The sequence below is a fragment of the Duodenibacillus massiliensis genome (assembly GCF_928721995.1).
Lineage (GTDB): Bacteria > Pseudomonadota > Gammaproteobacteria > Burkholderiales > Burkholderiaceae_F > Duodenibacillus > Duodenibacillus massiliensis.
On the sequence record NZ_OV788642.1, the window covers coordinates 1,886,718 to 1,901,074 of the forward strand.

A 14,357-nucleotide genomic window follows, 5' to 3' on the forward strand; every position below is an offset into this window, starting at 1 on the left:
CAGGTTCAGAGCGTACTGCTCCATTCCGCCGGATCGTGCAAAGCAATTACAGGTGACGCCGATTCGCATAGTGTTGCCGAAGGGTTAAATGCTGATAAAAGAAAAGCCCGCCGCAGGACGCGCCCGGGGCAGGCTTGAATTCTACTGTTTAGAGAACTGAAACAGTCTCTTATTCAACAGTACGCGTACCGATCACTTCGATCACAGCGCGGCGGTTCGGGGCGAGGCAGTCAATGAGATCAGCCTTCGTCTTGATGTCGCCGGCCTTGCTGGGATTCGGGCAGTCAACAACCGGATCAGCGGTGCCGCGGCCTTCGGTCTGGATGCGGGTCGTGTCAACGCCCTTCATGCCGAGGTAGTCACGCACGGATTCGGCGCGTGCGAGGGAGATCTTCTGGTTGTAGGCTTCGGAGCCCAGGCGGTCAGCGTAACCGGTGGCAAGCACGACTTCGAGGTCCATGCCGGCCATACGGCTCACGAGCTGGTCAAGAAGAACCTGACCGGCAGCGGAGAGGTTCACGCTGTCAAAGCCAAAGAGCATATCGGCGGAAAGCGTCACCTTGGCGGTTGTGGGAGCGGTCACCGGAGCCGCAGCGGTCTTGCCGCAGGCTTCCGCGGAGAGGATGTCCTTGTCGCAGGTGCAGCCGGCGCCTTCGGGACCGGCCTGTTCAGCCAGAGCCGGAGTCCAGAAACCTGTACGCCAGCAAAGGCCGAACGGATTCATGACGGTGGCGTTGGTGGAATTGACAACGTAGGGGTTCACGGGAGCAGCCGTGCTAACACCGGTCGTCGCAATCAAAGCCGCGGCAATCAGACCGCCGATCTTGACAGAAGTTTTCATTTCCTTTTCCTTCAAAAAATAGGCACTGTTTGCAGCGTCCACACACCGGCGGGAAATACGGCCGCCGGACCCGAAAAACGGGAAGATGAGCCGCGGGCGCAGTGCTACGCTTGCGGCAGATATAGTTCTGACTTATGCCATTGTGCCCTAAAAAATGGCCAATGTGGTAGAAATCGGCCTGATTTGTGTGTCGGCACAGTCTGCGTGTCTCACTTTTCAACGGTGAAGCCCTGTTTGAGGGCCTTACGGACGCGGAAACGGGTGAGGAGAAACGCGGGCTAAAACGGTAAAATGAATCGTTTTCCGCCGGCAAAGAATCTTTTCCGGCATTTTTAGGGTTGTCAGACACAAACAGAGCTCAGTATGGATCAGGACACCAACGACAATCAGAATCACGACGAAAGCGGATCGATCAACGACGGCGAAGCCAACGGCATGCCGATTTCCTATTCCCTTGAAACGCTTCCCGTGACGCTGGAAACGGAAATGAAGCAGGCTTACCTCGATTACGCCATGAGTGTGATCGTGGGCCGTGCTCTTCCTGATGTGCGTGACGGCTTTAAGCCCGTGCACCGCCGCGTTCTGTACGCGATGCACCAGCTCAACAACACCTTCAATAACCCCACTAAAAAGTGCGCGCGTGTTGTGGGTGACGTGATCGGTAAGTACCACCCGCACGGCGACCAGGCCGCGTACCAGACCTTGGTGCGCCTCGCGCAGGACTTTTCGATGCGCTATCCGCTCGTTTCCGGTCAGGGTAACTTCGGTTCCATTGACGGCGACGGGGCGGCGGCCATGCGTTACACGGAGTGCCGTCTTGCGCAGATTGCGGACTCCATGCTGGACGACCTTGAGGAAGACACCGTCGACTTTGTCCCGAACTTTGATAACTCCGAAAAAGAACCGGTGGTGCTCCCTGCGAAACTTCCGAACCTGTTGGTAAACGGTTCTGCGGGTATTGCGGTCGGTATGGCAACGAACATCCCGCCGCACAACCTCGGAGAAACCGTGGACGCGTGCCGCCATCTTCTGCACCACCCGGACGCCGGTGTTGACGAACTGATTGCCAAGATGCCCGCTCCAGACTTTCCCACGGGGGGCATCATCTTTGGTCTCAAGGGCGTGCACGAGGGCTACCGCACCGGGCGCGGGCGCGTTGTGATCCGCTCGCACACGCACTACGAAGAAACGAAGACCGGGCGCCAGGTTCTGGTCGTTGACGACATCCCGTATCAGGTCAATAAGAAGGTGCTCGTTGAAACCATCGCCCGCCTGATGCACGACAAGAAGATCGAAGGGATTTCGGAACTTCGTGACGAGTCGTCGCAGAACGTGCGCATCGTGATGGAACTTAAGCAGGGCGCTTTTGGTGAGGTGATCCTCAACCAGCTCTATAAGCTCACGATGCTGCAGACCTCGTTCGGCATGAACATGGTGGCGCTCGTGGACGGCCAGCCGCGCCTATTAAACCTCCGTCAGATCATTGAGTCGTTTTTGAGACACCGCCGCGAGGTTGTAAACCGCCGCACGATCTTCAGGCTCAACAAAAACCGTATGAGGGGCCACATTTTGGAAGGCCAGGCGGTGGCTTTGTCCAACATCGATGAGTTCTTAAACGTCATTAAGACGGCGCCGACCCCTGCAATTGCCAAGCAGCAGCTCATGGCGCGCGCCTGGGAATCGGCGCTCGTCACGTCGCTTCTCACCGGTGTTGGTGACCCGTCGGCCTATATGCCCGAAGACGCGGAAGCCGGTTGCGGGCTTGATAAGGACGGGCGCTACCACTTAAGCGGCGTTCAGACCGACAAGATTCTGCAGATGGCGCTGCAGAAATTGACGGGCCTTGAGCAGGACAAATTAAACGACGAATACCGCGAATGCCACGCTCAGATTGCGGATCTTCTGGATATCCTCGCGCGCCCCGAGCGCGTGATGGCGATCATGGACGCGGAACTTGAAGAGTTGAAGACGAAGTGGGGCGACGCGCGCCGCTCTGAAATCGATAATTCAAGCGACCCGAACTTCAATCCCCTCGATTTTGTCGCCAACGAAAACGTCGTTGTGACGCTCTCGCGTGAGGGCTACATCAAGCGCTTGGCGCTCGCCGAATACCGTGAACAAAAGCGCGGCGGCACGGGTAAGCGCGCTGCGAAGATGAAGGAAGGCGATGTCATTGAACAGGTGTTTGTCGCCAACACCCACGGTAAGGTGCTCTGCTTCAGTAACCTCGGCCGCGTTTATTCGCTTGACGTCTACCTCATTCCGGAAGGCGCCCGCGCGAGTAAAGGCAAGGCGATCGTGAACCTTCTGCAGTTGATGCCCGAAGAAAAGATCACGATTGCGCTTCCTGTGACCGCCTTTGAGGCTGATCACTTCGTCTTTATGGCAACCGCCAAGGGCGTTGTGAAGAAGACACCGCTTACCGAGTTCGAGCAGGTGAAGCGCGCCGGCAAGGCTGCGATCAGTCTCGATGAAGGTGACAGCCTGATAGGGGTTGCCATCACCGACGGTAAGCACGATGTGATGCTCTTTTCGGACGCCGGCAAGGCCGTGCGCTTTGATGAAGCCTGCGTGAGAAGCCTCGGCCGTACGGCCCGCGGTATGGGCGGCATGAGGCTTGAGGGCGAAGACCGTGTGATTGCCCTTTTGGTCGCTGAAGACGACACGCAGATGGTGCTCACAGCCTGCGAAAACGGTTACGGCAAGTGCACGCCGATCAGCGAATACACGCGTCACGCCAGAAACACCAAGGGCATGATCGCGATTGCCACGACGGAACGTAACGGCCGCGTGATCGGGGCAGTGCTCGTGCACGAAAATGACTCCGTGATGTTCTTGTCGGAGTCGGGCAACATCGTGAGGAGTCCCGTCTCCGACGTGCGTGTCACCGGGCGCGCCGCACAGGGCGTGACGCTCATGGATGTGAGGGGCGATGACCGGCTCATTCACATCGTGCGCGTGGCCGAAGACGACCTCGATAACGAGGGCGAAGGCGGCGAGGGTGACGGTGAAGGGGGAGCCGCTCAGACGGGTGCTGAGGATCAGGAAACGGCGGAGAACGAAACGACCGCACCTGACACACCGTCAGACACTACCGACAACAACTAAGTAAACCCCAAAGCCGGTCTTTCATGGCGAAAGGCCGGCTTGCCGACTGCAGGGCGGACGTCACGCTTTAACCCGCGGCAGTCAGTCAGAGTAAACGTGAAGGGAGAAACCTCGTCAACTACCCCTGACTGAAGTCAGAGGCTTGGCAACAAGTCTTGGTTGACTAGCCTCAGTCCGTTTTCGGACGGACTCCGTTGGTTGGGAATCCGTTCCGTCGCAAGACGGGACGCAAACAGGCACCGCGGGATGTCGATCCTAGTCCCGCGCTCTGCGGTCTGCGGTTAAAAGCTCTGAGAGGTAGGAGCGGTGCTTCAGACAACAAACCCCTTCCAACATTGGCGAAGGATCACCACCGACCGCAAGGTCGAGCAGACGGAGCCCGTGAGGTATCCGTCAATGGAGAACACTTTGAAAGTTTTTGTGTTGAATATGCGCGGGCAACCGCTCATGCCGTGCTCCCCGCCCAAGGCGCGTAAGCTCCTTCGGGCCGGGAAGGCCGTGCCTGTGCGCCGAACGCCCTTTGTGATTCAACTGACGGTGCCGACGGGCGAAACCAAGCAGCCGATCACCTTGGGTGTGGATGCGGGCTACAAGCACGTCGGCCTGAGCGCAACGACCGCCAAGGAAGAGTTGTTGGCTTCCGAGGTCGAACTGCGGCAGGACGTGACGGGCTTGCTCTCGGATCGCTTGGCACTTCGCCGCGCCCGACGCAACCGCAAGACCCGCTGCCGTGCGCCGCGTTTTGATAATCGCGTTCGATCGAAGCACAAGGGTTGGCTTGCGCCGTCCGTGGAGAACCGCATTCAGGCGCACATATCGCGCATTGAAGCGGTTTGCCGAGTGCTTCCGATCACCAAAATCGTGATTGAAACCGCATCCTTCGACATTCAGAAGATCAAGAATCCCGAAGTCGAAGGCGCGGACTATCAGCAGGGCGAGCAGCTCGGATTCTGGAACGTGCGCGAGTACGTTCTTTTCCGCGACGGTCACGTTTGCCAAGCCTGCAAAGGCAGATCGAAAGATCTGATTCTCAACGTGCATCACATTGAGAGTCGGAAAACGGGAGGCGACGCGCCGGGCAACCTCATCACGCTGTGCGAGGCGTGCCACAAGGCGTATCACGCAGGCAAGTTGAAGCAGTTCAGTCCCCGGCGCGGCGCTTCTTTCAGGGCAGAGACTTTCATGGGCATCATGCGTTGGACGGTGCTCAACCGCCTGCGCGAGCGCCATCCCGAATTGCCTGTCACGAATACCTACGGGTATCTGACCAAACACAAGCGCATCGTCGCGGGCTTGCCGAAGACGCATTGCGCGGACGCTTTCTGCATTGCTGGCGTCCTCGACGCAAAACGTCGGGGCGAATACCTGTTTCAGAAACAGATGCGCCGCCACAATCGCCAGATCCACAAGCTGACGATTCTCAAAGGCGGTGTGCGCAAGCGCCATCAGGCTCCGTACCTAGTGCACGGCTTCAGGCTCTTTGACAAGGTGCTGAGCAAAGGGGAAGTCGGCTTTATTTTTGGCAGACGCTCCTCGGGTGCATTCGATGTGCGCCGTCTGAACGGTACAAAGATTTCTGCCGGTATTTCCTACAAGAAACTTTCGCTTCTTGAGAAGCGAAAGATGTTTTTAACTGAACTGAGAAAGGAGGGCCGCGATTCCTCCCGCGTCTGAAGACGCGGGTTTCCTCGCGGAATTTCTATGAACCGTGTGTATAACTTCTCAGCGGGCCCGGCGGTGCTGCCGCTGGAGGTTCTGGAAGAAGCCTCGCGTGAACTGCCGAACTTTCACGGGCAGGGGATGAGTATTCTCGAAATGAGTCACCGCGGGGCCACCTATTCGGCGATTCATGAAGAAGCCCGGACGAACCTCAGAGAGCTCCTCGCAATCCCTGAAACGCACGATATTTTGTTTCTGCAGGGGGGCGGTCACCTGCAGTTTGCAATGGTTCCTCTGAATCTTCTCGGAGCCGCTGCGGAAGCCACTTATATCGTTAACGGCGTCTGGTCCAAGAAGGCCGCCACCGAAGCCGCCAAGTTCTGCCACGTGGATGTGATCACGAGTGACTACGGTCACGGCGTGCCGCCCGCGGACGTCGTGAAGGTTCCCAACGACGCGGCCTACCTCTACTACTGCCAGAACGAGACCGTAAACGGCCTGGAATTTAACTACATTCCGCCGGTGCCGGACTGTGTGCCTCTGGTAAGCGACGTGAGTTCCAATTTCCTGTCGCGCCCGATTGACTTTGCCAAGCACGCTCTGGTCTTTGCGGGCGCCCAGAAAAACTTCGGTCCGGCGGGCCTTACTGTTGTCATTGTCCGTAAAAATCTTCTGGGCCTCGCCCCGGAATCCTGTCCCACGATGCTCAACTACGCCGTGCACGCCAAGGCCGATTCCCTCTACAACACGCCGCCCGTCTTTGCGGTTTACATGGCGTGTCTTGTGACGCGGTGGCTCAAAAAAGAAGGCGGCATTGCCGAAATGGACCGCCGCGCCAAAGAGCGCTCAGGCCTCATTTATGACGTGATCGACAAGAGTGACGGCTTTTATATCAACACCATTGCCCCGCAGGCAAGAAGCCGCATGAATGTGGTCTTTACGCTCGCGGAAGAAGCGCTCACGGAGCTTTTTGTGAAAGAGGCAGCGGACGCCGGGCTCACCAACCTTAAGGGCCACCGCCTTGCGGGCGGCATCCGCGCGTCGCTCTACAACGCGCAGCCCAAGGAGGCAGCGCAGGCTCTTGCCAATTTCATGACCGTCTTTGCCGCGCGGCACGGATAATCCAAGACCAAGGGACAGCAGCCGATGACAGCAGAAAACACACAGGAAATTGAGCGCCTGAGAAAAGAAATCGACGCCGTGGACCGCGAAATCGTCGGCTGCATCGTGCGGCGCTCGCAGTTGGCGCAATCCGTCGGTAAAGCCAAGGGAACGGCCCCCGTCTACCGCCCCGAACGTGAGCGTGAGGTGGTGGAGCGGGCTCTCGCGGAAAACCGCCGGCTGGGCGGCCTTTTGCCAGACTCCGTTCTCTCAACGCTTTACCTTGAGATTGTGTCGGCGTGCCGGGCGCTCGAAGCCCGGCCGTCGGTTGCTTATCTGGGTCCCCAGGGGACCTTCACCGAAATGGCGGTGTTAAAGCAGTTCGGAAGCAACATCGAGGCGCGCCCCTGCGAAAGTATTGACGAAGTCTTTCATTCGGCCGAATCCGGCCGTACGCTTTACGCGGTCGTCCCCGTGGAAAACAGTTCCCAGGGGACCGTAACGCGCACGATGGACCTTCTGTTTTCCTCACCCCTATCCATTATCGGGGAAGTGCACATTCCGATTGCGCACAACCTCATGAATTTCACAGGGAAAAAAGAGGACATTGAAGTGGTCTCGGCGCACCCGCAGGCTTTGGCGCAGTGCCGCGCGTGGCTCGGCACGCACCTGCCGGGCGTTAAAACCATTCCGGCTGCAAGTAATGCGGAAGCCGCGCTTGAGGCCTCCAAAAAACCGAAGATGGCGGCGATTGCCGCAACGCGCGCCGCGGAACTCTATGGGCTACAGATTGTTTCGGCCGGTATTCAGGACGATCCCCGCAACCGCACGCGGTTTCTGGTGCTCGGGCACGCGGTGGCGGCTAAGGGAAGTGCCGGGAGCGACAAAACGAGTGTCGTCTTTTCGGTTCCCAACCGCGCGGGGCAACTCTTTCATGCGCTCGAGCCCCTGGAGAAAAACGGCGTATCGATGATGCGGCTTGAGAGCCGCCCAGCAAGAAACGGCGCCTGGGACTACAACTTCTTTGTGGATGTGGAAGGACACGCTACAGACGCCAAGGTCGCGCAGGCTCTGGCGGAAATGAAGGAAGTTTCGAGTTTCTTTAAGGTGCTCGGCTCCTACCCGCAGGCCAAAGATTATTAAGTCCGGCAACAGGAAAAAAATCAGGGAGAAAGAACATGAATGACGCATTGAAAGTAAAGCCCTACATTGCCGCGATTTCCCCGTATGTGGCGGGCAAACCCATCGAAGAGACCGCCAAGGAATACGGTCTCAAACTCAACGAAATTGTGAAGCTTGCGAGTAACGAAAATCCCCTGGGGATGCCCGAGAGCGCGCGAAAAGCCGTGGAAGCGGTGATGACGTCAGTCTCCCGCTACCCCGACGGGAACGCCCGTGTGTTTCGTGAGGCGGTGGCAAAGCACTTTGGCCTCACGCCCGACTGGGTGATCGGCGGTAACGGATCAGACGAGATCCTGGGCCTCATTGCCCGTCTGGTGCTCACGCCTGAAACAAGCTGCGTCTACTCGCAGTACTCTTTTTCCGTTTATGAGCTTTCCGCACAGGAAAACGGTGCACGCTGCGTGTGCGTGCCTGCCAAAGACTTTGCAGTGGATTTAGACGCCATTGCCGCAGCCGTTGACGCGACAACGCGGCTCGTGTTTATCACCAATCCCAACAATCCCACGGGGCTTGCCTTAACCGAAAGCGCGATTGATGCGTTTTTGGCAAAGATCCCGCGCGACTGCATTGTGGTTTTGGACGAAGCCTACTGCCATTACCTCGCGCCTGAAGAGAGAACTGATTCTCTGAAATGGGTGAAAGAGTATGCAAACGTCGTTGTGACGCGGACGTTCTCAAAGGCCTATGGGCTTGCCGGCCTGAGATCCGGCTTTGCGCTTGCGCAGCCCGCGCTCATTGAAATGCTTAACCGCATCCGGCCGCCCTTTAACATGAATACGGCCGCGCAGGCTGCGGCCGCGGCCTGCATTGACGACGCCGCGTTTTTGGAGCGCGTCTACAAGGAAAACCGCGCGGGCGTAGAAACGCTTGAAACCTTCTTTAAGGAGCAGGAGATCCGTTACCTGCCGACAACCGCCAACTTTGTGCTTGCGCAGACCGGTCCCAAAACCGCGGAACTTAATACCGAACTTTTAAAGCGCGGTGTGATCGTGCGGCCGGTGAAAAGCTATGGGCTTCCTGACTGGCTCAGGGTGTCCGTGGGAACCGCCCGGGAAAACGCGCGCTTTATTGAAGCCTTTCAGGCCGCGCGCAAAGCGCTCGGGCTTATTTAAGGCGGAGACGGGCGATGCGTCTTGCGTTAATCGGAACGGGTTTAATCGGGGGATCGGCCGCCTGGGCTTTTCAAAAGGCCGGTGTCGTTGACGCCGTCACGGCTTGTGATATTTCCATGGGTGCCGCAGAAAAAGCGGTGAGCCTCGGGATTGCTGACCGAGCAACGGCAAAAGTGGCCGACGCTGTGTCTGATGCCGACTGCATTTTGGTTGCCGTTCCGGTTCTCGCGATGGAAGGGGTGTTTGCTGAGATTACCGAAGCCATGCGGCAGGAGGCCTGGGTGACCGATGTCGGCTCCACCCGGTGCGGTGTGATTGCCGCGGCCCGGAAAGCCTTGGGAGAACGGTTCTCGCGCTACGCGCCGGTGCATCCGATTGCTGGGGGCGAAATGCCCGGTGTTGAATACGCCGACAGCGCGCTCTTTTCGGGGGCCAAGGTGATTTCAACGCCCACGGATGACATGAATTTAGAGGCCGTGGCATTCTGGGAAAAAGCCTGGGAAGCCGTAGGGGCGAAACTATTCCGGATGACGCCTGAAACGCACGACCGGATTTTTGCGGCGGTAAGTCACCTGCCGCACGTATTGGCCTATGCGCTCGTGGACGCGATGGCCAAAACCCCGGAAGCTGATGAAAAATTCCGTTTTGTGGGCGCTGGCTTCAGAGACTTCACGCGCATTGCGGCTTCAAGCCCCGTGATGTGGCGTGATATTTGTCTGGCCAACCGACGGGCGCTCCTTGAGAGCCTGGAAAACGTTCAGGCCGAACTTGCACTTCTTCACGAAGCAATCCGCACCGGGGACGCCGAAACGCTCACTGAAATCTTCTCGCGCGCAAGTCACATCCGCCGTACGGTGCAAGTGCCCGCCAAGAAGTAAAGGAGAGCCATGAAAGATTTTCCGCCTGAACTCATCGTACCGGCCGTCACCGCCGCCTCGGGCACCGTGCGGCTCCCCGGAAGCAAGTCCATTTCCAACCGGGCGCTCATCCTTGCGGCGCTCGCGCACGGGAGAACAACGCTTACGGGGCTGTTGCGGGCCGACGATACGGAACGCATGATCGAAAGCCTGAGGCTTTTGGGCGTTGCGGTGGATGTGAAGGACGATGCCTGCACCGTCACGGGCTGCGGGGGTTTTTTTCTGGTGAAGTCCGCGGATCTTTTTATCGGAAACGCGGGCACTGCGGCAAGAACTCTGACGGCAGCATTGGCTTTCAGTGAAGGCAACTACCGTATTGACGGAATCGAGCGCATGCGCGAGCGCCCGATTGCCGACCTCCTGGCAGCCCTGCGGGAACTTGGTGCTGAGATCACCTGTGAACAAAATGAGGGCTTTCTGCCGCTTCGGTTTTCTCCGGTGAAGCCGCGCGGCAACGTGGTGCATATCCGGGGCAACGTCTCAAGCCAGTATCTGACGGCGCTCCTCATTATTTCGCCGCTGATAGCCCCTGCCGAAGGCCTCAAAATCGTGATTGAGGGAGAGCTCATCAGCCGCCCCTACATCAAAATCACGACCACCATGATGGCCGCGTTCGGCGTCAGGGTGACGGAACTGCCCGACGGCTTTCTCGTGACGCCGGGGCAATACCGTGCGGTAGAACAGTACGCCGTGGAGGGCGATGCCTCGGGCGCAAGTTACTTCCTCGCTTTAGGCGCCTTGGCGGGCGGCCCCGTGCGCGTTGTCGGGGTAGGCCAAAATGCGCTTCAGGGGGACGCGGCTTTTGCGGACCTATTGAAAATGATGGGCGCGCGGATTGTGAAGGGCGAAAACTTCATTGAGGCCTCGGCCCCGGCGGACGGCGTTCTCAAGGGGATTGACGCGGACTGTACGCTCATCCCGGACGCCGCCATGACGCTCGTGCCGATGGCGCTGAAAACGCGGGGGAAGGTGCGGTTGACCGGCATCGGCTCCTGGCGCGTGAAGGAAACGGACCGCATTCACGCGATGGCAACCGAAATGCGCAAATTCGGCGCTGAAGTCACCGAAGGCCCGGACTGGCTTGAAGTGAGCCGCGGCGTGAAGCCCCTTCCCGAAAAAGTGACGGTTGCCACCTATGATGACCACCGCATGGCGATGAGCTTTTCGCTGGCGGCGACGGTGGGTGTCACAACCGTGATTCTCGATCCGGGCTGCACCGCAAAGACCTATCCGGCCTATTTCACTGATTTTTTCCGGTTAATTCACTCAAAGTGATGCCCGTGGGGCATCGGGTAGTAAAAACGATGGTTGACGTTATTGCAATCGACGGACCTACGGCAAGCGGCAAGGGCACCGTGTCAGCGCGTGTTGCCGCAAAGCTCGGGTTTCATTATCTCGACAGCGGCGCGCTTTACCGCCTCTGCGCCTTAAGAACCATGAAGTCGGGGGGCGACCTGAAAAACGAGGCGGTCTGCGCTGAAGAGGCCCGAACCATGCATCCCGTCTTTAATGACGGCCGAATTGTTTTGGACGGCGCGGATGTGACCGAAGCCATCCGCACCGAAGAGGTGGGGCTTGCCGCAAGCGTTGTGGCGGCCTACCCCTCGGTACGGGCTGAGTTACTTGACCTTCAGAGGCGCTACGCACAGGCCCCGGGCCTGGTGGCGGACGGCCGCGACATGGCTTCCGTGGTGTTTCCTGATGCCCCTTTAAAGGTCTTTTTGACGGCTACGCCTGAAGCGCGCGCAATGCGCAGATATAACCAGTTGATTGAAAAAGGAATTTCTGCTAACCTTTCAAATCTTACCCGGGATTTGGCCGAACGTGACCGTCGGGACCGCGAACGCGCGGTTGCGCCCTGCGTGCCGGCAGCGGATGCGCACGTCCTAGACAGCTCGGATCTCACGATTGAAGAGACCGTGGATCAGATCATGGCGTGGTGGCGGAAGCTTCCCCGGTAAAGAACCGTTTTTCAGCCTTAAAGGCCGCCGGGGGCTTTTAGGGAAATTTAAAGCAACACCGCCCCATCGGTCTGACATTTCAGACTCCCGGACGGGCGAGATCATTAACGATTTAACTACATGTCCAACAATACCAATACCGAATCTTTTGCCCAGCTCTTTGAAGAGAGCCTTGCCAAGCAGGAAATGCGCCAGGGCGAAGTCATCACCGCTGAAGTTGTCCGCGTTGACTACAACTACGTTGTCGTGAACGCCGGCCTTAAGTCTGAAGCTTATGTGCCCATCGAAGAATTCAAGGATGACCGCGGTGAAGTGACCGTGCAGCCCGGCGACTTCGTTTCCGTGGCAATTGAATCGGTTGAAAACGGCTACGGCGATACGATCCTCTCCCGCGACAAGGCTAAGCGCCTTGCGGCCTGGATGAACCTCGAAAAGGCTCTGGAATCCGGCGAACTCGTCACCGGCACCATCACCGGGAAGGTGAAGGGCGGCCTCACCGTCATGACCAACGGCATCCGCGCGTTCCTGCCGGGCTCCTTGGTCGATACGCGTCCTGTGAAGGATACGACCCCGTACGAAGGCAAGACCCTCGAATTCAAGGTCATCAAGCTTGACCGTAAGCGCAACAACGTTGTTGTCTCCCGCCGCGCCGTTGTGGAAGCGAGCATGGGCGAAGAACGCGCCAAGCTCCTTGAAACGCTCGCCGAAGGCGCCGTTGTCAAGGGTATCGTCAAGAACATCACCGACTACGGTGCGTTCGTTGATTTGGGCGGCATCGACGGCCTTCTGCACATCACCGACCTCGCCTGGCGCCGCGTGCGTCACCCGAGCGAAGTCGTTCAGGTCGGCCAGGAAATCGAAGCCAAGGTTCTTAAGTTCGACAAGGAAAAGAACCGTGTTTCTCTGGGCCTCAAGCAGTTGGGCGAAGATCCGTGGATCGGCATTGCCCGCCGCTATCCGCAGGGCACCCGTCTCTTCGGCAAGGTCACCAACATCACCGACTACGGTGCTTTCGTTGAAATCGAAAGCGGCATCGAGGGCTTGGTGCACGTCTCCGAAATGGACTGGACCAACAAGAACGTCGATCCGAAGAAGGTTGTGCAGTTGGGTGACGAAGTCGAAGTCATGGTTCTTGACATCGACGAAGAACGCCGCCGTATTTCTCTCGGCATGAAGCAGTGCAAGGCCAACCCCTGGCAGGAATTCAACCAGAGCCACAAGAAGGGCGACAAGGTGAAGGGCCAGATCAAGTCCATCACCGACTTCGGTGTGTTCATCGGACTGCCCGGCGGCATTGACGGCCTCGTGCACCTCTCTGACCTCTCCTGGAACGAACCGGGCGAAGAAGCCGTCCGTAAGTACAAGAAGGGCGACGAAGTCGAAGCCATGGTTCTCGCAATCGACACCGACCGCGAACGTATCAGCCTCGGCATCAAGCAGCTGGGCGGTGATCCGTTCTCTTCCTTTGCCGGCACCCATGAAAAGGGTACGCTCGTCAAAGGCACGGTGAAGGCCGTTGACGCCAAGGGCGCCACGATCGACCTCGGTGACGATACCGAAGGGTATCTGCGTGCTTCCGAAATCTCGAGCGAACGCGTGGAAGACGCCACGACGCAGCTCAAGGTCGGTGACACGGTTGAAGCCCTCATCATCAGCGTTGACCGTAAGAACCGCTCCATCCAGCTCTCCATCAAGGCTAAGGATGCCGCGCAGACCCGCGAAGCGCTTGACCGCGTCAACAGCGACGCTTCCGCCGGTACCACCAACCTTGGTGCTCTGCTCAAGGCTAAGCTTGAACAGAAGTAATCAGGGTGGTGTCTATGCGGGCTCTTACCAAGTCTGAACTGATCGACAAGGTCTTTGCCCGCCACGGCAGCCTCACCAACCGCGAGGCCGACGAGGCGGTCAACGAGATCCTCAAAACGATCATCAGCGCGATGAGCCACGGCGTTCGCGTCGAAGTCCGCGGTTTCGGCAGCTTCAGTCTGAAGCACCGTGCAGCGCGCACGGGCCGCAACCCCCGGACGGGGGCCACCGTCGAAGTCCCGGCCAAATTTGTTCCGCACTTCCGTGCAGGCAAAGAAATCCGTGACGCGATGAACGGCAGAGCAGGTGTGACTCCTCTGAAGTAACACCTGACACAGTTCGCGAATACTGCGCTCATTCGCACAAAACGGCTTTCGAAGATTCCCTTCGGGGAAAAACTTCGGGAGCCGTTTTCTTTTGCGTCTGTTGTCTGAAATTCTTGTATGGAAGAATCTTTGGGCTGAAACCGCCTGAAATTCTTTTATAAAAGAATTTCGCGCAGAAAAGCGGACGAAATTCTTCTGTGGAAGAAACTTTTTGCCGAACAATGTAAGGCGGCACTGTGTGCGGCGTTTTTCAGCAAAAACGAAGGAGAGGAAAACGAAACGACAGCGGCGGACAGCACTTGAAAAAATATGCCTTCAGCCGTGTCGGCAGTGCATAATACGCA

General features: G+C 58.1%; 11 protein-coding genes. 10 read left to right on the top strand and 1 reads right to left on the bottom strand.

All coding sequences use genetic code 11. From position 1 onward, the window contains the following. Positions 1-169: 169 nt before the first annotated feature. Positions 170-841 carry an OmpA family protein gene (locus tag NXF97_RS08715; protein ID WP_022374042.1) on the bottom strand — a complete coding sequence of 224 codons (672 nt, stop codon included), beginning with the start codon at positions 839-841 and terminating at the stop codon, positions 170-172. Between the two features lie 435 nt (positions 842-1,276). Between NXF97_RS08715 and gyrA the strand changes: the two genes are divergently transcribed. The 10 genes from gyrA to NXF97_RS08765 all read left to right on the top strand — a co-directional run bounded on the left by gyrA (position 1,277) and on the right by NXF97_RS08765 (position 14,013). After that, on the top strand, positions 1,277-3,949 hold the full coding sequence (gyrA, locus tag NXF97_RS08720; protein ID WP_274956738.1) for a DNA gyrase subunit A: 2,673 nt from the start codon (positions 1,277-1,279) through the stop codon (positions 3,947-3,949). A 396-nt stretch (positions 3,950-4,345) separates the two neighbouring features. Continuing rightward, the gene (iscB, locus tag NXF97_RS08725) at positions 4,346-5,623 is read left to right on the top strand and encodes an RNA-guided endonuclease IscB (protein ID WP_274955744.1); all 1,278 of its coding nucleotides are present in this window, start codon (positions 4,346-4,348) and stop codon (positions 5,621-5,623) included. Between the two features lie 27 nt (positions 5,624-5,650). Beyond that, the gene (serC, locus tag NXF97_RS08730; RefSeq protein WP_022374044.1) at positions 5,651-6,730 is read left to right on the top strand and encodes a 3-phosphoserine/phosphohydroxythreonine transaminase; all 1,080 of its coding nucleotides are present in this window, start codon (positions 5,651-5,653) and stop codon (positions 6,728-6,730) included. 24 nt (positions 6,731-6,754) lie between these two features. After that, positions 6,755-7,852 (top strand): prephenate dehydratase, encoded by a 1,098-nt coding sequence (pheA, locus tag NXF97_RS08735; protein ID WP_274955745.1) that lies wholly within the window; start codon positions 6,755-6,757, stop codon positions 7,850-7,852. Positions 7,853-7,887: 35 nt separating this feature from the next. After that, on the top strand, positions 7,888-9,003 hold the full coding sequence (gene hisC / locus NXF97_RS08740) for a histidinol-phosphate transaminase (protein WP_274955746.1): 1,116 nt from the start codon (positions 7,888-7,890) through the stop codon (positions 9,001-9,003). Between the two features lie 14 nt (positions 9,004-9,017). After that, entirely contained in the window at positions 9,018-9,881 is an 864-nt protein-coding gene (locus NXF97_RS08745; protein WP_022374048.1) for a prephenate dehydrogenase, read from the top strand. A 9-nt stretch (positions 9,882-9,890) separates the two neighbouring features. After that, the gene (gene aroA, locus NXF97_RS08750) at positions 9,891-11,195 is read left to right on the top strand and encodes a 3-phosphoshikimate 1-carboxyvinyltransferase (protein WP_274955747.1); all 1,305 of its coding nucleotides are present in this window, start codon (positions 9,891-9,893) and stop codon (positions 11,193-11,195) included. A gap of 29 nt (positions 11,196-11,224) precedes the next feature. Then, positions 11,225-11,881 carry a (d)CMP kinase gene (cmk, locus tag NXF97_RS08755; RefSeq protein ID WP_274955748.1) on the top strand — a complete coding sequence of 219 codons (657 nt, stop codon included), beginning with the start codon at positions 11,225-11,227 and terminating at the stop codon, positions 11,879-11,881. A 120-nt stretch (positions 11,882-12,001) separates the two neighbouring features. After that, positions 12,002-13,687, top strand: a complete 1,686-nt coding sequence (gene rpsA / locus NXF97_RS08760; RefSeq protein WP_022374051.1) for a 30S ribosomal protein S1 — start codon at positions 12,002-12,004, stop codon at positions 13,685-13,687. Positions 13,688-13,701: 14 nt separating this feature from the next. Further along, on the top strand, positions 13,702-14,013 hold the full coding sequence (locus NXF97_RS08765) for an integration host factor subunit beta (RefSeq protein ID WP_022374052.1): 312 nt from the start codon (positions 13,702-13,704) through the stop codon (positions 14,011-14,013). Positions 14,014-14,357 lie beyond the last annotated feature (344 nt).

Coding starts and splice junctions, on each gene's coding strand:
- NXF97_RS08715 (WP_022374042.1), bottom strand. CDS start 841: ATGAAAACTTCTGTCAAGATCGGCGGTCTGATTGCCGCGGCTTTGATT.
- gyrA (WP_274956738.1), top strand. CDS start 1,277: ATGCCGATTTCCTATTCCCTTGAAACGCTTCCCGTGACGCTGGAAACG.
- iscB (WP_274955744.1), top strand. CDS start 4,346: ATGGAGAACACTTTGAAAGTTTTTGTGTTGAATATGCGCGGGCAACCG.
- serC (WP_022374044.1), top strand. CDS start 5,651: ATGAACCGTGTGTATAACTTCTCAGCGGGCCCGGCGGTGCTGCCGCTG.
- pheA (WP_274955745.1), top strand. CDS start 6,755: ATGACAGCAGAAAACACACAGGAAATTGAGCGCCTGAGAAAAGAAATC.
- hisC (WP_274955746.1), top strand. CDS start 7,888: ATGAATGACGCATTGAAAGTAAAGCCCTACATTGCCGCGATTTCCCCG.
- NXF97_RS08745 (WP_022374048.1), top strand. CDS start 9,018: ATGCGTCTTGCGTTAATCGGAACGGGTTTAATCGGGGGATCGGCCGCC.
- aroA (WP_274955747.1), top strand. CDS start 9,891: ATGAAAGATTTTCCGCCTGAACTCATCGTACCGGCCGTCACCGCCGCC.
- cmk (WP_274955748.1), top strand. CDS start 11,225: ATGGTTGACGTTATTGCAATCGACGGACCTACGGCAAGCGGCAAGGGC.
- rpsA (WP_022374051.1), top strand. CDS start 12,002: ATGTCCAACAATACCAATACCGAATCTTTTGCCCAGCTCTTTGAAGAG.
- NXF97_RS08765 (WP_022374052.1), top strand. CDS start 13,702: ATGCGGGCTCTTACCAAGTCTGAACTGATCGACAAGGTCTTTGCCCGC.